The sequence below is a fragment of the Nitrospira sp. Ecomares 2.1 genome, from assembly GCF_965152585.1.
Genome location: NZ_OZ224219.1, coordinates 2921286 through 2939426, shown reverse-complemented (window position 1 = coordinate 2939426; position 18141 = coordinate 2921286). Strand labels below are relative to the sequence as shown.

At 47.8% G+C, this 18141-nt stretch carries 14 protein-coding genes; 9 read left to right on the top strand and 5 right to left on the bottom strand.

What is annotated here, in order from left to right:
* Positions 1 to 81: 81 nt before the first annotated feature.
* Positions 82 to 363, top strand: coding sequence for a MoaD/ThiS family protein (locus ACWHYD_RS12900; RefSeq protein ID WP_447962441.1), 282 nt, complete (start codon positions 82 to 84; stop codon positions 361 to 363).
* Positions 364 to 429: 66 nt separating this feature from the next.
* Here ACWHYD_RS12900 and ACWHYD_RS12895 read toward each other — a convergent pair whose 3' ends face one another.
* From ACWHYD_RS12895 to ACWHYD_RS12880, 4 genes are all read right to left on the bottom strand, one after another.
* On the bottom strand, positions 430 to 645 hold the full coding sequence (locus ACWHYD_RS12895) for a DUF3565 domain-containing protein (protein WP_447962440.1): 216 nt from the start codon (positions 643 to 645) through the stop codon (positions 430 to 432).
* Between the two features lie 42 nt (positions 646 to 687).
* On the bottom strand, positions 688 to 1410 hold the full coding sequence (locus ACWHYD_RS12890; RefSeq protein ID WP_447962439.1) for a DUF4197 domain-containing protein: 723 nt from the start codon (positions 1408 to 1410) through the stop codon (positions 688 to 690).
* A gap of 261 nt (positions 1411 to 1671) precedes the next feature.
* Entirely contained in the window at positions 1672 to 2037 is a 366-nt protein-coding gene (locus ACWHYD_RS12885) for a hypothetical protein (RefSeq protein ID WP_447962438.1), read from the bottom strand.
* A 345-nt stretch (positions 2038 to 2382) separates the two neighbouring features.
* Complete coding sequence (locus tag ACWHYD_RS12880) at positions 2383 to 2940, bottom strand: carboxypeptidase-like regulatory domain-containing protein (RefSeq protein WP_447962437.1); 558 nt, start codon at positions 2938 to 2940, stop codon at positions 2383 to 2385.
* Positions 2941 to 3697: 757 nt separating this feature from the next.
* Between ACWHYD_RS12880 and ACWHYD_RS12875 the strand changes: the two genes are divergently transcribed.
* Positions 3698 to 4621: a bestrophin family protein gene (locus ACWHYD_RS12875; RefSeq protein ID WP_447962436.1), complete on the top strand. Its 924-nt coding sequence runs from the start codon at positions 3698 to 3700 to the stop codon at positions 4619 to 4621.
* 11 nt (positions 4622 to 4632) lie between these two features.
* Here the strand turns inward: ACWHYD_RS12875 and rmuC are convergent, their stop codons facing one another.
* Complete coding sequence (gene rmuC, locus ACWHYD_RS12870; protein ID WP_447965871.1) at positions 4633 to 6054, bottom strand: DNA recombination protein RmuC; 1422 nt, start codon at positions 6052 to 6054, stop codon at positions 4633 to 4635.
* A gap of 259 nt (positions 6055 to 6313) precedes the next feature.
* Here rmuC and ftsH point away from each other — a divergent pair, with 259 nt between their 5' ends.
* The 7 genes from ftsH (at position 6314) to ACWHYD_RS12835 (ending at position 18078) form a co-directional block, all read left to right on the top strand.
* A complete protein-coding gene (gene ftsH, locus ACWHYD_RS12865) occupies positions 6314 to 8140 on the top strand; it encodes an ATP-dependent zinc metalloprotease FtsH (protein WP_447962435.1) in 1827 nt (608 codons plus the stop codon).
* A 409-nt stretch (positions 8141 to 8549) separates the two neighbouring features.
* On the top strand, positions 8550 to 9092 hold the full coding sequence (locus ACWHYD_RS12860) for a hypothetical protein (protein ID WP_447962434.1): 543 nt from the start codon (positions 8550 to 8552) through the stop codon (positions 9090 to 9092).
* Between the two features lie 600 nt (positions 9093 to 9692).
* A complete protein-coding gene (locus ACWHYD_RS12855; protein ID WP_447962433.1) occupies positions 9693 to 10364 on the top strand; it encodes a hypothetical protein in 672 nt (223 codons plus the stop codon).
* 659 nt (positions 10365 to 11023) lie between these two features.
* Positions 11024 to 14515, top strand: a complete 3492-nt coding sequence (locus ACWHYD_RS12850) for a PKD domain-containing protein (RefSeq protein WP_447962432.1) — start codon at positions 11024 to 11026, stop codon at positions 14513 to 14515.
* A 36-nt stretch (positions 14516 to 14551) separates the two neighbouring features.
* A complete protein-coding gene (locus ACWHYD_RS12845) occupies positions 14552 to 14857 on the top strand; it encodes a hypothetical protein (RefSeq protein ID WP_447962431.1) in 306 nt (101 codons plus the stop codon).
* A 97-nt stretch (positions 14858 to 14954) separates the two neighbouring features.
* Positions 14955 to 16511, top strand: a complete 1557-nt coding sequence (locus tag ACWHYD_RS12840) for a hypothetical protein (RefSeq protein WP_447962430.1) — start codon at positions 14955 to 14957, stop codon at positions 16509 to 16511.
* A gap of 640 nt (positions 16512 to 17151) precedes the next feature.
* Positions 17152 to 18078, top strand: a complete 927-nt coding sequence (locus ACWHYD_RS12835; protein ID WP_447962429.1) for a hypothetical protein — start codon at positions 17152 to 17154, stop codon at positions 18076 to 18078.
* Positions 18079 to 18141: the final 63 nt, after the last annotated feature.

Genomic DNA, 18141 nt, shown 5'->3' with positions numbered 1-18141 from the left:
TCTCAGGTGTGTGCTTCGGCAGGATAACGTTGTTATAGTTGAGATTGGGATCGAAATGTATTTTTGGACGAGGGACTTCGAATGGTAAAAATTTTGATATTTGGTCTTTCACTTCGTGAAGCGGTTGAAGATCCTGAGGTGGAAATTTCGTTAGAGAGCCCCACCACTATCGGCCAATTGCTAGAGGACTTTCCAGATCACTTTCAAGGGTTAATGCCTTTCCTCCATGCCAATGAACTCATGTTGACAATTAATCAGAAAATTTCCACCTTGGAAGCCATGGTAAAAAATGGGGATACCCTGAAAATTACTCATCAGGGAGGTGACCAAGGGGCGGACGGAGCGATGTGGCACAACCCTTAATTCTGCACGGGTTGCGATGAATATTTTGTTTGGTGAGGAGAAAAGTTATGGATTAGGAAATGTTGGTTAGATTGACCCTTTTGAGGGGAGGGGTGATTCCTCGTCACATTTTTTGCAATTGAGAATCGCTTTGAGATGTGCTCGCCGGCCTTCTGGCGATAAGACCCAGGGCCGAAAACTGAGTGGGGGTTGATGTCGGACATGCTGCCCGTGGCCACAGGCCAGATCGGCTACCCAATCATCTACATCATCCTGATGGAATCCGATAATCGGTTGGTTCATTTTCCCTAAGACCTCTATAATTTGGGATGATAAATTTGCAAATTATTTTCCGAACACATCCTTGAGTAAATCTGTGACGCGTGCTGTGGGGTTTGTTCGAATTTTTTTCTCTTCCTCCCCCAGAATGAGAAACAGCCCGTCCAAGCTTTTCCCGACAACATAGTCGTCCAAATTAAACGCGGGTACTGTGACAAACGGTAGGGTCGTATACTGTCCAACCAAATCCTTATATTGTTTGGTTACCCCGACTTGACTCATGGTCTTCTCCACTTCAGGCTTAAAGGCTATGGCCAGTTGATCGCGGGTTTTTCCTTGGAAGTAATCGGTTGCTGCGGTATCTTTTCCATTCAGAATTTTCTTGGCATCGTCAAAGCTCATGTTGGCGACCGCGTCCTTAAATATAGGCTTAGCCAAGGGAGCCGCCTGTTCAGCGGCTCGGTTCATGCTGACCACCAACTCATCAACCTGAGGGCCGAATCCAGCTAGTCGAAGAGCTTTGTCCATGGATTGAAGTTCCTCCGGTAGTAAGATTCTAATGGCTTCATTTTTTAGAAAGCCGTCTGGGTTGCCAGTGAGTTTCACGGTATTTTCCGTCCCGACGGTGAGAGCTTCTTTAAGACCGGATATGATTTTGTCGTCACCGAGGGTTTTTGCGCCAGGAAGAGATAATTTATCGATCTCTTTCAAAAAATCATCAAATTGTGCCGAGGCGATTTGTGGAAGGAGTAAAAGGAGAAAACTCATGATGACGCGAAAAATGGTCATTGTTCTCTCCTTTTATATGCAGAAACGGTAAGAGGGTTGTATGAGGAAAAAGGGAATAAGAGGGGGAAAGACTGTCAGAAACGCTCATCTCATCTTCCTCTGAGATGGGACCCACAAGGAAGAGGGGAGCGTTGCGCCCTGGGATTATCCTGGGGAGGATAGACTAAACAACCTAAGCAGTCTTCAAATCCTCAGGAGGCAAATTCCGGCTCTTCCTCGTGGGTGGTTCAAAAAGCACCCTCGAGTATGAGATGCCTAAAGTTAAGCGATAGGAGTACAACTCATCCCTGATCTCTTGCCTTTAGTCGATGACGCTAAAGGCCTGGAGAGGAGCGGACGAGTCTTTTTCTTCATCGCCTCTCGTTGAGGGTTGAGGCGATTTTCCAATATTACGGGATCAATGACTTCGCCGCATTGCAAGCATCGCTTGGTCAAAATTTCCATTCCACCAGCATCATAGTTCACATTCATGCACCAATGGGAGACCATAAACCCTCCGCACCGTGTGCATGTATCCGAATGCCTTGGATCCCCCACTTTTGTTGAAGGATTGGCTTCAGCCGTTTCATGCTTGATGGGACTTTTCCCTGCTGTCGGGGTCTTTTTTTGTATTCCAAAATGTCCCATATGTATCTCCTTTTTCCTGATTGTCATGACATATCTAATATAATGTCTTGTTGTTAGATATAGCTCTTTGAGCTTAAGTCAAGATTAATCCAATATTAAAAAATCCTCATAATTGTATTTACAGAGCAACAATAACTTTCATAAGTGGGAATAAACCTTTAAGAATTAAACAGATTGAATCGATAATTAGTATATACAGCTACGTCCTTAATGCTAAGTAAAAAAACCCATAAAATAAAAGAACGAAAAAATGAGGAGACCAAGGGGAATTGGTCTCTCAAGAGCCTGAGTTTGGGGGTAAATTACGGAAAATCCCGAAAATTCCTGGAGATGAAAACGGTCCAACTACCAGCGAAAGTGAACAGGTGTGGTCTTTCCCCCTGATAGGGTAATGCTTTTTTCAATAGTGGCCCCACTTGAATCGGTTGCTTTGACCACATATTTTCCCGGAGGAAGGTTGAGAAATAACCAAGGACCTTGTACCTCCTCACCCGGAATAGACACGAGCGTCGCCTGCTCCGAGTTGATCACTTCAACTGCCACGCCAGCTAAGAAAGCACGTTCACCTTTCACAAAGATCAATTTAAGGGAATAGGCTGGGTATGACAGGCTCCGTTCCTCTTTACCTAATCCAGCGCTGAAATATTGAACACCATTCTGCTCATGCAGAGGGAATCTGAGTTTATCAGGGATACTTGTACCTTCCAGTGGAATTTCTAAAAATTTGGAGAGAGGTGCCGAGCTTTCACCTGTGGCGGCCCAGGTTGACGTTGAAGGAGCCACCAAAGTCAGGATCATCAAAAGACATGCACTTAGTCTCAATCTGGCAGACAACTGTTTCCTTGCTGCTTCCAGGCCATTTTCCCTATCTGTTGTCAATCTGCTAGTGATTCCTGCTCTCACGTGCGATACCTCATCCTTTCCAATAAAGAAAAATCTTTAACCAAAACTTGGAATTACTAGGGATATAATACCAATTTCAGGTTACTTAAGAAAGAATAGCGCAAACATTCAAAAGGCCAAGTTCCAGGCTCATTAGCAATTGAAAGAAGCGAGGTGGCATGGAATTCTCTAGCGCGTCAGGCAAAAAGGAAGGCCGAGGAATGCATCTAAGGCGATATTTCCTCGAGCGTCAGCAGGCTACCCACCGAATGAATCTAAATATATGGCATGTCAACAAAACAGTGATTCTTGGTTTTCAATGATCAGTCGTTGATAGCAGAGTCCTTCGGGAAAATCGTTGGGCCTGAGCAATGCGGCGAGTAAATTCCTCTTAACTTAACCATTCCCCATTCTGTGTTTGAGGTCAGCCGGAGACCTAACATGTGACCGGGGTGAGTGTGTTATCCCAGTTGTGCTTGATGGCATAAGACTCAAACTTAAAGGATTACCTTGCTATATCGAGAGAGGGACCAACGGATGTTGGCAAAAACTCGTGCTTGGGCTATAACATCTGGTCTTTTTCCAATCGATAGCAGAGCTCGAAACTAGGTCGGGGGCATGTCTGTCGGTGTTTGTTTTGGTAATCTACTACTCTTGGAGGCTGAGGGTGATTTCTGCATTGCTTTTTGACGGATTGTGAGCGTTGCAAATTGGCTAAAATGAAATATGTTTCGTTCCCCAATCAGATTGATATTCCCGATAACGAAATGATGGCTTGATGATTGTCAGACGAACGCTTCCGTTCAAGTGGTTTTTGCAAATTGACGGTTGGGCTGTCTTGTTTTATATCCTGTACGGCTACGGAGTCTGCATACTCAATTTAGAATTCTTTTTTGAAAAACTCGCATTTCCCTTTACCGGAATTAGTGTGTTTGGAACGGCTGTCGCAATTTTATTGGCGTTTCGAAATAATTCGGCCTATGAACGGTACTGGGAGGCCAGGGTCATATGGGGTGATTTGACTAATTATTCAAGAAATTTTGCCTCACAAGTTCTTGTCTATATTCAACCGCCCCAAGGCAGCGATGCTCAGCCTGCGCAGGTCGAGGAACTACATCGAGAGTTTATTTATCGGCACCTCGCATTTTTGCAGGCTTTGCGTTTACAACTGCGGGAGGGGTACGTCTCGAATTTCCTTTCTTCATTCATCACGAAGACTGAGTTAAATCGGTTGGAGAATGTTGCCAATAGAGCCACGCAGCTGAATCATTGGCAAGCGAAGCGATTACAGGAAGTGTTTGACGCTGGCTGGATTGCCCCGCGTGCCTATGTGATGGGACTGATGGATTCACTTAAGCATTTTTACGTTGCTCAAGGGAAATGTGAACGAATAAAGAATACACCCTTGCCTCGGCAGTATGGGTTTTTCACCAAGGTTTTTGTGTGGATGTTTCTGTTACTTCTTCCCTTCTCATTGGTGCAACATTTGGGATGGGAAATGCTTCCTATTTACGTGATGCTGGCATTCATGTTTACGATTATGGAACGAGTGGGAAGTCGAACTGAAGATCCCTTTGATGGAAAAAACGAGGATGTTCCCATGAATGCTATTTGCCGTAATATTGAAATTGATTTACGACAACAACTGGGAGAAGCGTCTGTGCCACCTAAAATTGAACCTATTGATGGTGTATTAATGTAAAGGATGCCTGTTTATGAGGAAGAAGGAAAGTCTTCCGGCTGGGAATCCATGCTACCAGGTGGTTTGGGCATGTGTTCCACGGATTTAAGATCCATGAGGTCTTTTTTTGCACTGATTCCGAGTGATTTGAATTTTCTGGCCGTGGGCCAGATCCGATTTTCCAATGAGGTAACAGTCGCATTATAGGACTCCACTGTCCGACCCAAGGCCTGTCCAATTCTCCCAAAATGCTCTGCCAGTGTGCTCAGGCGATCAGCGAGTTCTTGTCCAAGAATGCTGATGCGTTGGGCCCCTTCAGCTACTTGTTCCTGACGCCATCCATAGGCAATGGCTCGCAATAAGGCAATGAATGTGGTGGGTGTGGCGATGACGACTTTTTTCGTTAAGGCCGACTCGACGAGTGAAGGGTCCCGCTCTGCGGCGGCCGCTAAGAACGAATCATTGGGGATAAATAAGACCACAAATTCCGGAGCGGCTGGAAATTGATCCCAATATTCCTTTGAGGCTAATTGATTGATATGCCGTTTCACTTGACCAAGATGCCGATTGAGGGCGGCTTCCCGGTCTTCGTCTGTATGCGTTTCCAGGCTATCTAAAAACGCATTGAGCGGTACTTTGGAATCGACTACCACATCTCTTCCTGCCGGGAGCCTGACGATCATATCTGGACGCAACCGTCCTGTTTCGGTGGAGACGCTTTCCTGTTCAAAAAAATCGCAGTTGGCTGACATGCCGGCTAATTCAGCGGTTCTTCGGAGTGCGATTTCCCCCCAGCGTCCTCGAACCTGTGGTGACCGTAAGGCATTGACCAATTTAGATGTTTCCGCCTGGAGTGTGGCCTGGGAAGAGGCTAATTGGCGTAACTGTTCCCCCACGACACTGAGTTCGCGCAGCCGCTTATCTTCTAGCGCTTGAGATTCTTTTTGGTAGGTACGCAGGGATTCGGTGAGCGGCTGCAATAAGGATTCAATGGAGGTGTGGCGTTGGTCGAAGGAAGCCGTCGCTTCTTCTTTGAGTGCTTTAAATTTTTCCTCGGCCAGGGTCAGAAATCCCCTATTGTTTCCTGCCAGGGCTTCCGAGGCTAACGATCGAAAGGTATCCGACAAGGTCAATTTTGCATCTTCCAACAAGGCCCGCTGTTCGGCTAAGTGCCGTTGCGTATTTTCAAGGTTTGTTTCGGCTGACACTTTGGCCACTTCCATCAGACGAAATTCTTGATAGATCCGATCACGTTCCTGCTGCAGGGTGGCTAATTGGGTCCGAAGTTCTCCGGTTTGGGCCTGCGCCGAGGCGAATCGAGTGGCGGTCTCTTGTAAGGCTTGGATCTTCCTTCCTCGATAGAGAATGGAACAGATGACCCATGCGATTGTCCCTCCAACCAGGAAGCCGGCCAGGAGAATCCATAATAGCTGAGGGTTGAAATTGGCGATCATGCTTGACAAAAGAGGCCTTTCCCGGACGATCAAAATTCCTTACATCATGATGTACTTGCAAGAGATCCTGGGATTTTTCAACTCCTGGCCAATGCCTGAACAAAGAAGTTGGCAAGATTTGCCGCTAGGCAGGAATAACGAATCAGTGAAGAATTTTGTCCAATGTGGATAGACGTATTTCTCATTCTTGGGTACAGTAAGATAATGTTCACCACTAGCGATTCAGCGTCACACAGGAATAGAGGTTAGGATAGCAAATATGGAAAAAAAATATCGGGTCTCTATTTGGTATTTCATTATTGCGTTCTGGGGACTCATTATTCTCCAGGAAATGTATTTTGCTGCCCAACATATGGATGAGGTGCCCTACAGTCAATTTAAAGATTGGGTTCAGCAAGATAAGGTGGCTGAGATCTCTATTACGGATAAGGTTATTCACGGAAAATTGAAATCTGAAAAAGGAGGGGATAGCCCTCAATGGTTTCAGACGGTCCGGGTGGACGATCCGGAATTAGTGAACATGTTGGAAGAAAAGCATGTGGAATTTGCCGGCGTCATCGTTAGTACGCTCTGGAAGGACGTGGCTTCCTGGGTCGTCCCTATCCTGGTCTTTGCCGGGATTTGGTTTTGGATTTTGCGGAAGATGGGGCAAGGCGCTGGGGGCGGGTTTATGCGAATCGGGAAATCCAAAGCTAAAGTCTATATTGAAAGCGATATCAAGACTCGCATGAGTGATGTGGCCGGGGTCGATGAAGCTAAAGTGGAACTCATGGAAGTGGTTGAATTTTTAAAAACCCCGGAAAAATTCACTAAGATCGGGGGACGGATCCCCAAGGGTGTGCTCCTGGTCGGGCCCCCTGGCACCGGAAAGACTATGCTGGCGAAGGCGATTGCGGGAGAAGCCGGTGTGCCGTTTTTTTCAATTAGCGGGTCGGAGTTTGTGGAAATGTTTGTGGGAGTCGGAGCGGCCCGCGTGCGGGATTTGTTTGAACAAGCCACCGCCAAGGCGCCATGTATTATTTTCATAGATGAGTTGGATGCATTGGGAAAAGCCCGAGGAACGGGGCCCATGATGCATGAAGAACGCGAACAAACGCTGAATCAATTATTGGTGGAAATGGATGGGTTTGATCCCCGAGTGGGGGTCATTATGTTGGCCGCAACCAACCGGCCTGAAATTTTGGATCAGGCGCTGTTGCGTGCAGGTCGTTTTGATCGACAGGTGCTGGTTGATCGCCCCGATCGGCCGGGAAGAGCCGCTATTTTGGCCATCCATGCCAAAAACATTAAAGTGGCTCCGGATGTCGATTTAGACAAAATTGCCGCAATGACCCCGGGAATGGTTGGTGCCGACTTAGCCAACGTGGTGAATGAGGCGGCCCTACTGGCCATCCGACGAAGCCGGGAGACGGCGGAACACCGGGATTTTGAGGAAGCCGTGGAACGGGTGATTGCCGGTCTGGAAAAGAGAAACCGAGTCCTCAGTGTGGAAGAACGCAAACGAGTGGCCCATCATGAGGTCGGTCATGCATTGGTGGCGATGTCGTTGCCCGGGTCTGACCCTGTCCAAAAAATCTCGATCATTCCGCGCGGCGTTGCGGCCTTGGGCTATACGTTACAGCTCCCGATTGAAGACAGGTATTTATTCACCCGTTCTGAATTAGAAAATCGCATTGCCGTCTTATTAGGTGGACGTATTGCCGAGGAACTAGTCTTTGGAGAAGCCTCAACCGGTGCGGCAGATGATTTGCAGAAGGCGACCAGGATCGCAAAGCGAATGGTCAAAGATTTTGGCATGAGTGACATGTTGGGAACGGTGGCTTTAGACGATTCCGTTCAGCCGAACTTCTTGAAAAGTATGGAGGGCCATTCCGCCCCCACCTATTCCGAGCACACCGCTCAACAGGTCGATCAGGAAGTGCGCCGCCTTATTGAAGAACAAGGGATTCGCGTCCGGGAATTGTTGACGAGGCTTCGACCTGTGTTGTTGACCGGGGCCGAAACCCTGTTGAAGGCGGAAATCATGATGGGTGAAGAGCTCATGGCTCTTCTCCACGCCAAGGAAGAGGAAGCCATTCCCAGTTAATCTCACCCGACAATCTGGAAGCAGACCTGCCATTTGCCTGAATGCTTTCCGGATTATCCCCATCTGCAATCACCTGCCTTTTCGGATATTCCCGGCGATATCAAGCTTTTTCTCCTGGTATACCGTTCGACAAAAAAAGGCTCAAAACCGTTTTGCGTTCTTGAGAAAGCGCCTTTTCTCAGGCATTTCACCGTTCAATATGGAATAGTGGAATAATCAAAAAAACGAGCATTGCCGAAGTGCGGTTCAAAGCACGATAGTCAGTTGTTCCTTAATTCTTCTGTCTTGAGGTATGATGCTTCGAAAATTGCTCCCCGAATAGATGAAATATGAATGGGTATACAGTGGGGACAGCTTAAGATTCACGTTCGCGGGATGCTCGTCAGGGCGGAATGAAAGGAGTAGGTCAATGCGTCAACTTATTGCGTTCTTCTGCCAACTCTCTGTTTGTATATGTCTTGTAGCGGGGCTTGTGTTCAGTCAGACTTCCAGCGTGTCAGCTCAGGAAATCACGGTGACCGAGGACACGTTCGGTTGCATTCTCGATTTGCCGAAAGTCAGAAATACGCGGATCAAGCATGACGATCCGGAAAAATTGAAAGAGGCCAAGCGTATCTTACGGGACAGCGTCCCGGAGACGGAATATCCCGTTGGAACCATTCTGCAACTTGTTCCCCATGAGGCGATGGTGAAACATTCGCATGACAAGTTCCCAAAAACGAACGGCTGGGAATTCTTCTTTTTGGAAGTCTCCAAAGAAGGCACCAAAATTCAAGATCGGGGAGACAACGTCGTCAATGTTTCGCAGGGGGTCACGTGCTTAAGTTGTCATCAGCCAGCGGCCAGGTTTGACTTCGTCTGTGAAAAGGGGCATGGCTGTGCCCCAATCCCATTCGATGATCAGAAGATCGCGGCCATTCAAAAAGCAGATCCCCGCTGTGCTAAAAATTAGGTGGGGATAGTTTTGAGGTGAAATAAAGCTTGCCGGAAGGTTCGAGCCCAATAAGAAGTCTCACAGACTCATCGACTTAATTTTTGGCTGGCATTCGGGCGGTAAAAATCGGCACCGTCATGTTTGGCAAACGCAACGTGGAATCCGGAAAAGAGGAAGTTGCTTTTCGTAAACCTGTTTGGTGGTGAGCCCTGTGTTGGTTTTTTCCATCATGAGCTTGCTCAATTGAGCGATCGAAGATTCCCGTTGTGCAGGGAAGAGATAGCTGAACTGACGTTTGGTCCCATCGCATTCTTTCCCTACAGGCTATCCAAGCCGCTTTTCCCCACCCAGCCGCGTTTCCTCACGAGAACATAGTCGAAAATTTAATCGATCCCTCCAGAATTGCCTCTTACCTAAATTTCCCCAGAAGGTGAAGATCCTGCCTGGAGAAACCGTTCATCTTAAGGTTGAGGGCTTCCATGAAATTTACATTCATGAAATCAATATACATGTCCGAATTAGAGACGGATAGAAATGGATCAAGTTGCCCAGTGAGTCCTGCCGGTTGTTCTTAGTGGAAACGAGGGTTAGCAGAAAGATTCAGAGGAGAACGGAAACATGAAGCCAGTATTGTGGCTGAGAAAATCCGCAGGTGCCATCCTAGTCCTCATGGAATTGGCCTTGCCTATGGCATGGATCACAGCAGGACGCACTCTTGTGCACATCCGGGCGTCCCCTGAGCGGGATGTCGTACCGAGCAAGGTGAGCTTGAGGGTGTCCACAGATATGGTCCCTGAAGTGGAAATGATTGCCTGGGATTATGACGGAGATGGAAGGTTCGATGCAGAAGGGCCTCAACTCCATTCTCAGACTGTCACGTTCTCACATGCGGGCCATTATTCTCCTCGGGTGATTGTCACCAATAAACAGGGGCAAACCTTTGAAGCGACGGCTGACGTGGTGGTAGAGAATCCGGAAGATCTTGAAGCTGCTCTCAATGCCCGGTGGAGGGGCATGCTGGCGGCATTAGCGAAGGAGAATGTTGCAGGGGCTGTCTCGTTTGTGGCGACCAGAAAGCGTGATGCCATGAGACAGGATTGGATCGTGCTGGCTGATCATTTAGGAGACATTGCGCATCTTTTTTCCGTTCCTCTTCAATTGACAGATGGGCAAGGATTCCGAGCTGTGGCCAAATTAGCGGATTCACTGCCTATGGGGGAAATCCAATTTCCGTTAGAGGTGGAGTTTGTGTGGGAATCGGATCATCAATGGTATATCAAAAATTTCTAAAATACCAAATTTCTAAAATACCAAATTTCTAAAACCCAACTCTGAGTGCGAGCGTATTCTGGAAATCCGGCGATTGTGGGAACTTCACGGTTCTAGGAAATTTGAGAGAACAACGCTACTCAGCGTCATTCACAGCTTTCATAATTGAGTGTTTCCCCTCGAGTAGACATTTTCATTCATCATACCTGCCGCCTTTTCAAGGCCATTATTCGTACCGCGTTCCAATCCGTGTTTTCTGGTCGTAATGGTGTTGTTCATCCGATTATTTTTTTTACTTTCATTGTACGGTGGGATTCGAACCGTCTGTTTTGGGGATAGCCTTTAGGCTATCTATTGGTGATCCTCTCAACGAATTTAAGCAACACTCACATGTTTTTACCGGTACTCCCCCAGTCTTCCCGATAGTGGTCAGCATGAACGAACTATCAAGTTAAGGGGCTTGGCCTTGCCGCTATCTATTGGGGGAGGAAGAGCTGATTCCTCAGCTCATCCTTCCTATCCAATAATTTTTTAAATTCACCTTTTTTTGAAAAATTGCTTCCCCTATAACGGGGTATATGCGCTATTACCTTACGCTCTCATACTTCCGGAGCTTTCACTCCTAAGGAAATTACATTTTGAATATTCATGGGTGTATAGCAAAGAGGGGAATATCTTCAATGACATGGAGTTGGACAAAAATTTTTCGAATGCATGCTAGTTCCTCATGGATTGTTGTCGGGTTCCTTTTGTTTCTGAGTATGTCTGGAATGGCCAATGCCGCACAGGATTTTGTGGTGCTAGGGAGTGAGGGGGTTTGGGTTCGACAGGGTAGTACAATTTTCAGCGGAGATGTTGGGGCAAATCAAACGAGTATCGGTCCTTATCTGAACGGTGAGCAAGAAATGACCATCGGTCACGACGTCGTGGTTCAAAACAGTAATAGCGGGATCATTGGAGATACCGTCAGATTGAAAAGTGGTTCTCGGATACAGAATATTTTGGTCAATACACTCTTAGGACCGGGCCAGATCCTAGGGACCCAGGCAACACCAGTCAGCTTCCCACTTGTTTCCGAGTTGCCTCCCGTCCCTCCGGTTCATCCTGGATCGAAGGATGTCGATGTGCCGGCCGGAGGAGTCCTTACACTCCAGGCTGGACGCTATGGTCGGCTCAAAGCCCGACCTGGTGCCATTGTCACACTTTCAGGCGGCCTTTACCACTTTCAGGAATGGGATATCCGTGAAGATGCCCAAGTTCTAGCGACTAAGGCCGTCGAGATTCGCGTGAAGGGCCAGATCGATACTCGCAGACATACGGTTGTTGGTCCAGCACCAGGTGCAGCAACTCTGACTGCGGCTGATATCCTTATAATTGGGATTGGGATTAATGGAACTACAGGTTCCATCGATGACACACCGGAGGCGGTAAAGTTTGGGGAAGGCAGTAAGGTGCGGGCGAAGGTCTATGCTCCTAACGGCCTTTTACGGTTCAGAGCCGAAAGCACGGCTACCGGAGCGTTTGTGGGTAAATGGGTTCGAATGGGGAACCACAACACAATCGCATTAGAAGGAGGGTTCGGGTTGGGACAGGGAGGAAACACTCCGGCAGTGGCACACGCAGGGTTTGACCAGACTGTTCAGGTTGGAATGACGGTGCAGCTTGATGGGACCGAATCAACCGATGTGGACGGGAATCTTCTGACGTACAAGTGGACAATTCTCTCACAGCCCGCAGGGAGTACCGCGACGCTTTCTGACACCATGGCAATCATGCCTACTCTGGTGATTGACACTCCAGGAATCTACACACTTCAACTCATTGTGAATGATGGGACAGTCGATAGTGATCCCGATACGGTAACGATAACAACGATCAATTCGCCTCCTGTGGCCAGAGCGGGCCAAGATCAAACCGTGTTTGTCTCACAATCGGTCATTTTAAATGGAAATGATTCCCATGATGTAGACGGGGACCCGCTGAGTTTCAATTGGTCCTTTGTGAACATCCCAAATGGAAGTAGGGCCGCATTCTCCAACCCGACTTCGTCCATGCCCGATTTCCTGGTTGATCTGGCAGGGACCTATCAGGTGCAACTGATAGTGAACGATGGGCAAGAAGACAGCTCACCGGACATGGTTCTGATCACCACTCAAAATTCCAAGCCGGTAGCTCAGGCGGGCCAGGATCAAACCGTTCCGGTAGGAAGTACTGTCAACCTCAATGGAAGCGGCTCCCATGATGTGGATGGCAACTCATTGACCTTTCAATGGGCGCTTATCGCCAAACCAACAGGGAGCTCTGCAATAATTTCAAACTCAACTTCTATTCAACCGACCTTTGGTGCAGATCTGGTTGGATTATATGTGGCTCAGCTGATCGTCAACGATGGGGTGGGAAATAGTGATCCCGTCACGGTGGCGATTACTGCAGGCAACCGGCCCCCCGTGGCCGATGCGGGACAAGATCAAAGCGTGCCCGTCTTTTCATTAGTCACTCTCAATGGAAGCGGTTCCCATGATGTAGAGGGCGATGCCTTAAGCTTCCAATGGTCGTTGGAGAGCCGCGCTCAAGGGAGTGCCGCGACTCTTTTAAATCCTACTTTCGCTCAGCCCACCATTATTCCGGATATTCCTGGAACCTATGTCGTAACACTCGTGGTTTCAGATGGAAAGGCTTCGAGCAATCCCGATACAGTCGTTATCGTTGCGCATGCTCCCGCACCTCTCGGATTGCCGGCCTTGCTGATTACTAGCCCTCCAGAAGGAAGTGTGGTAGGGGTGAGTCCTATCACGGTAACAGGATTCGTCAATGATCCCAACGCTTCAGTCACGGTCAATGGAATTTCCGCGACGGCCACAGGAGGAGTGTTTCTTGTCGATGGCGTTGTCTTACAGGAAGGAGACAATACTTTGATTGTTAGGGGGGTGGATGGAGCCGGTCATACCAATAGCGTGAATCTTGGTGTCACTCTTTCCACTACACCGACAAGTCTCACACCCATCTGGGGGCCGGTGGCATGGGTTAAACATGGCACGGGAGAAGAAATTTTTAAGGCGAACTTTTCGAACTGCGAATCAGCAGCACACTACCAATTAGTTATGATTAATGGTACCTCGGGAAGTGCAAATCGGGTGACACAGGGGACTGTTCTTTTGAATGGGACGGAAGTGATCGGGGCTCAAAATTTTACGGCAGCCCACAGTCAGATTTCCCAGCCCATCGTGGTGCAAGCCCGGAATAATCTTGAGATGCGAGTGACGGGTCCAGTTGGCGCACAACTGCAGGCCTATATTGCCTGTACTGGCAATTGTTTGGCTGTGACCATTGACGCTCCGCTGGCCAATGCTACCATTAATCAATCAACCATGTTGGTGAAAGGAAGCGTCATGACCAGTGGTTCAAGCCCAGTAGGGGTGGTCGTCAATCAACAAGCCGCTAAAGTCTTCGGGTCGTCCTATGCGGTTGATCAAGTGCCCGTCCGTGAGGGAACGGGAACTCTCGGACCCACCACTGTCCTCGTGCAAGCCACCAATGCCTGCGGCCAGCGGGCCTCTTCCACCATGCAAGTCCACACTACGGATATGGTGACTAACCAAGTGGAATTGCGAGTGTCGCCGGATCGTAATGTGGCACCCAGTCAGGTTACTCTTCGAGCGTCCATCGATATCGATCAACCGGTGGCCAATATTCAATGGGACTACCAAGGCGATGGCGCCATTGACGCCCAGGGACCGGACCTCTTGGAGCAGACCGTTACCCTCACCCAGTCAGGGTTGTATCTGCCAAAAGTAAGTGTGTCGGATACCATGGGAAACAGATTTGACGCCACGGCAGTAGTCCAGGTGTTGGATCCAGTGGCATTTGAAATTATGCTCAATGCCGAATGGTCGGGCATGATGGGGGCGCTCGCGCAAGGCGATATTGAACAGGCGCTTTCGCATATCCTAATTCGAAAACGGGAGGTCATGCGCCATGATTGGACCGTGCTCAAGGATCATTTGGATAAGCTGGCAGCTATCTTTGCAGTGCCACTGCATCTCACGGACGGGCAGGGAACACGGGTTGTGGCCCAGGCATCGGCACCGTTGGCATTCGGCCCCATGCAATTTCCTCTTGAAGTGGAGTTCATTCTGGATACCGATGGCCAATGGCGGATCAGGAATTTTTAAGGAAGTCAAAAAATAGCCTGATGGAAAAGATCTTACATGCGAAAGATTTTACCAGAGTATAACCGATCTATCACGTACGCATTGATTGGAATGGCATTTCATTTTGTCGTCGTCGTACTTCCCCTGATTATCCATGGATTAGGGACAGAAGGGGTCGAAGGAGTTGGCTGGCTAACTTTGTTATTTGATTTTCCTTTAACTCTATTAGAAGTGAACTTTGGCATCCTTGAGCATTTAGTAGTTACTTCCACAATTGGATATATATTGTATTACTCTTTGGGCGGTACAGTTCTATACGCACTAGGGGGATGGGTCGTGGGCTTTTTGAGGGATGCTTTTTAACTGGGACGTCTTAAGAAAAGCGACAGTTGTTCTCAATGCAAGTGAACTTTGGTGTCGAGATAGTTTTCCTAATTTTCGTTTGGATTGAAAAGTATTTGTGTTAGAAGGAGAAAAACCTATGTTTATTTGCGGCAGGTTTAAAAGGGTAGCTTTGCAAAGAAAAATTTTTCGTAATTTTTGCTCTCATTTTTTCTGTCTCTCAATTCTTCTTAAGTATCTAAGGCTGGCAATATCATTGAATCGTGCTCTGTTTTCTCTGTTAGTCGTGATAGCGACTCTTTTCCCCCATAGTAAGGTTGGGGCCTGGGAAGTGAACACTCATAGGGAACTTACAGAACAAGCCATTAAGATAAATGAAGCTGAGCTGAATGCTTATCTCATAAACAATTTGGGCTTGGAAGGGGGGTTGAATGCATCCGTTATGGGAGGAAGGCCACGAGACTTGATGATCCAAGGGAGTGGTAATGAAGATAATGCACCTAGGTACCTTAGACATTTCCATGAGCCTATCACAAATAGGGGACTACTAAACGGGACTTTTGATTCTTCCATCAACTGGAGTCTTCGTGCTTTGGGAGATCAAGAATGGTCTTGGAGTGATGCACGCGAATATTATTTTAAAGCACTGACGTCTGAGAGCAAGGATGACCGAGACAAATATTGGGGGAAAACCTTTCGCGCGCTGGGCCAGGTGATGCATTTGTTGCAGGATTCGGCTAATCCCTCCCACGTTCGTGATGATCCGCACCCCTTCGATGACGGTCTGCATGACTATATGGAAAGAAAAAGCGTCGATTCCTATATCGGTGGGGGCATTTTCCGACCCAATCCTTCTATGTTGGAACAAGTTGGTGCCACTCGTGCTGAACCGTTTTCGAATCTCTTTGATCGTAATGTGTATTCCGGGTCAAATCCACAGGTTACACTAGGCACAGACATAGGTGTAACGGAATATACCAATGCCAATTTTTTTACCGATGACACGATTCCTGGACAGGCAAGTATCTTTAATGCCGAAATTAAATATCCTACGGTCACTGAATTGGTTCCGGCCCCCATCCCTTCTCCTTATCTGACCCTTCCTCGACTAGGAAGCGCTGCATTCTTCGGGGCTCGGACAGCCAAACTTACAGGAAATAAGGCTGTAGCTAAATTTTTATTAACCAACACAAATTTGGATCTGTTAGGCCAACTAAAGTTGGATGATGTGGTCTATGAAGCCCAAGCCCAAAATCTCATCCCCCGGGCGGTGGGCTATTCCGCCGCCGTCCTCTCCTATTTTTTTAGAGGAGATATATTGTTGAAAAAGAGCGAATATAGAATGTGTTCGAACCCCGATGGAACTTTCCAGCCTGGCGGGCATCTGGAAGTGGACATTGAAGTTCCCTCAAATTTACTCTTGGAGGGGCAAGGGGCTTTCTATTATGACTTACCCAATGGATCGCGTGTGTCCACGGGCGAAGGTCCTATAGGACCAACGGACATAGAACTGGGAGAGAGAATATATTTTTTGCTTAGTCAGCTGTCCTTTTTTAAGCCAATCCAATGGACTATCGTTTTTCAAGGAGAGATGGGTCCAGGAGCTAAAGAGCCTCGTGCCGTGGTAGCCCTTTCCGGAAAAGCTCCCTGGGTAGACGTGAAGTGTCCAATTTAGTGAAGAAGAAACCAATTTTACAAAAGGTCAGCTTCCTGCTGCCCTGTCTTTCTGGGCACACTACCTTACCCCCCCACGATATTGAACCACCATGAAAGTTGCCTAAAGGTGAGGAAGGACCAGAATGTGGGGCCAAGCCTAGGGATGTTTAGCGGTATTGACTAACCGGTGACTATGGTTCAATGGTATCATTAAGGCAAGAAGCCCTTTGAGGCCGAGAGCCGGATCTATTGTACAACTCTGGCCACCTCTACCGAACCAGTCAGAATTTTCCTGGAATGAAAGGCATGGATAGTCTGGAGCATTCATTAAGCAACTGGGTGGTTCAAATGGAATTGACCGTGGCATTTCTGAAACCATCCTCAATTACGCTTGTCCTTGGTCCAAGCCATCCGTCGCAAACTTTGTTTTTCTGCTAGATCGAATCCAACCACCTGTATTGAATGTAGTTACCTTTTCTAGTGAAATGTTTTTGTACAAAATGGACCCTTCGTCACATGATTGACATTGCAAATTTACCTCTCCTTCTGATTGAATTTGACCATTCGTCTGAAAAGGCCCTATCTTGTTCAGAGTGTCTTTGAAGTATGCTTTAAAGATGAAATGGGGATTTGGTGACGGCCTAGGCGAGGATAGTTTCTTGAACCGATTTCGTTGTCTTGTAATAAGTTTTGGTATTTGGTGTTTGACCATTTTGTTATTCCCCCCATTCAGTGTGGGGGAAGATTCTGAGGAAGAGCCTCGGTTGCCGTTGGCGATGGAGGTGTTTTTAAAGAAGCCCGGCAAACATCTGTATGAACTACATGTTCATTTAACCAATATCAGTGATGAGCCGGTCAGCGTGGATGTTCGGGATTTGCCCTGGAATCCCACGGATGGTTCTACCTGGCTCTCGGCCACCCGTTTGGATGCGCACAAGAGTCCTATCAAGCAGAACATTCCGATCGGGAGGTTCGGATCACAAATAGTTCCGCTCGTGCCGGGCGAATCGATTCAGAATAGGGTGGCCTTAAATCCACGGATTCCTTCCCTGTTAGATGATATTGAGCAAGCAGGTGTGCAATTGCAGTGGGACTGTCCCCCGTCTGACTTAAAGTTTGTATGCAAACCCGGTTCACCCAATACCCTCACAATTTCAAAAGGCGATCCCGGCCAACCGGATGTGTATTCCATTGACCACCAGGCCTGTGTGGCACTGGAAAGCCGTATTGGTCTTATCGATATTCCTCAAGGGCATGATGTGCTGTTTCTCCTCGCGTCCGAATCCATCATGACGGATCTGGAGGGAATGACCTCGTTACTTCTTGAGGTCGATGACTATGTTCAGCGTTGTCATCCAAGTTGGACGAACAGTTGGGCGGTGAGCTTTGTGACCGATAAGAAGTTCGCAGGATTCCTGAGTGAGGGAGAGAATCGGCGTTATTTTGCGGAAGGCCTCTGGCAAGAGGCGAATATTGGGCAGTACTCCAGTCAAATCCGCACGTTATTTCGATTTCAGTGGATTAAGAAGCGGGCGGATACCGTCTATCTTTCTCTTTTTCCCTTCCAACAAGAGGGCGGTACCTAAATAGAAGGTAAGAATTCAATCCTTCTGCCGGCAGCTCTATAGCGCATTCCCTTTGGGCTTTCC

Coding starts and splice junctions, on each gene's coding strand:
- ACWHYD_RS12900 (WP_447962441.1), top strand. CDS start 82: ATGGTAAAAATTTTGATATTTGGTCTTTCACTTCGTGAAGCGGTTGAA.
- ACWHYD_RS12895 (WP_447962440.1), bottom strand. CDS start 645: ATGAACCAACCGATTATCGGATTCCATCAGGATGATGTAGATGATTGG.
- ACWHYD_RS12890 (WP_447962439.1), bottom strand. CDS start 1,410: ATGACCATTTTTCGCGTCATCATGAGTTTTCTCCTTTTACTCCTTCCA.
- ACWHYD_RS12885 (WP_447962438.1), bottom strand. CDS start 2,037: ATGGGACATTTTGGAATACAAAAAAAGACCCCGACAGCAGGGAAAAGT.
- ACWHYD_RS12875 (WP_447962436.1), top strand. CDS start 3,698: ATGATTGTCAGACGAACGCTTCCGTTCAAGTGGTTTTTGCAAATTGAC.
- rmuC (WP_447965871.1), bottom strand. CDS start 6,054: ATGATCGCCAATTTCAACCCTCAGCTATTATGGATTCTCCTGGCCGGC.
- ftsH (WP_447962435.1), top strand. CDS start 6,314: ATGGAAAAAAAATATCGGGTCTCTATTTGGTATTTCATTATTGCGTTC.
- ACWHYD_RS12860 (WP_447962434.1), top strand. CDS start 8,550: ATGCGTCAACTTATTGCGTTCTTCTGCCAACTCTCTGTTTGTATATGT.
- ACWHYD_RS12855 (WP_447962433.1), top strand. CDS start 9,693: ATGAAGCCAGTATTGTGGCTGAGAAAATCCGCAGGTGCCATCCTAGTC.
- ACWHYD_RS12850 (WP_447962432.1), top strand. CDS start 11,024: ATGACATGGAGTTGGACAAAAATTTTTCGAATGCATGCTAGTTCCTCA.
- ACWHYD_RS12845 (WP_447962431.1), top strand. CDS start 14,552: ATGCGAAAGATTTTACCAGAGTATAACCGATCTATCACGTACGCATTG.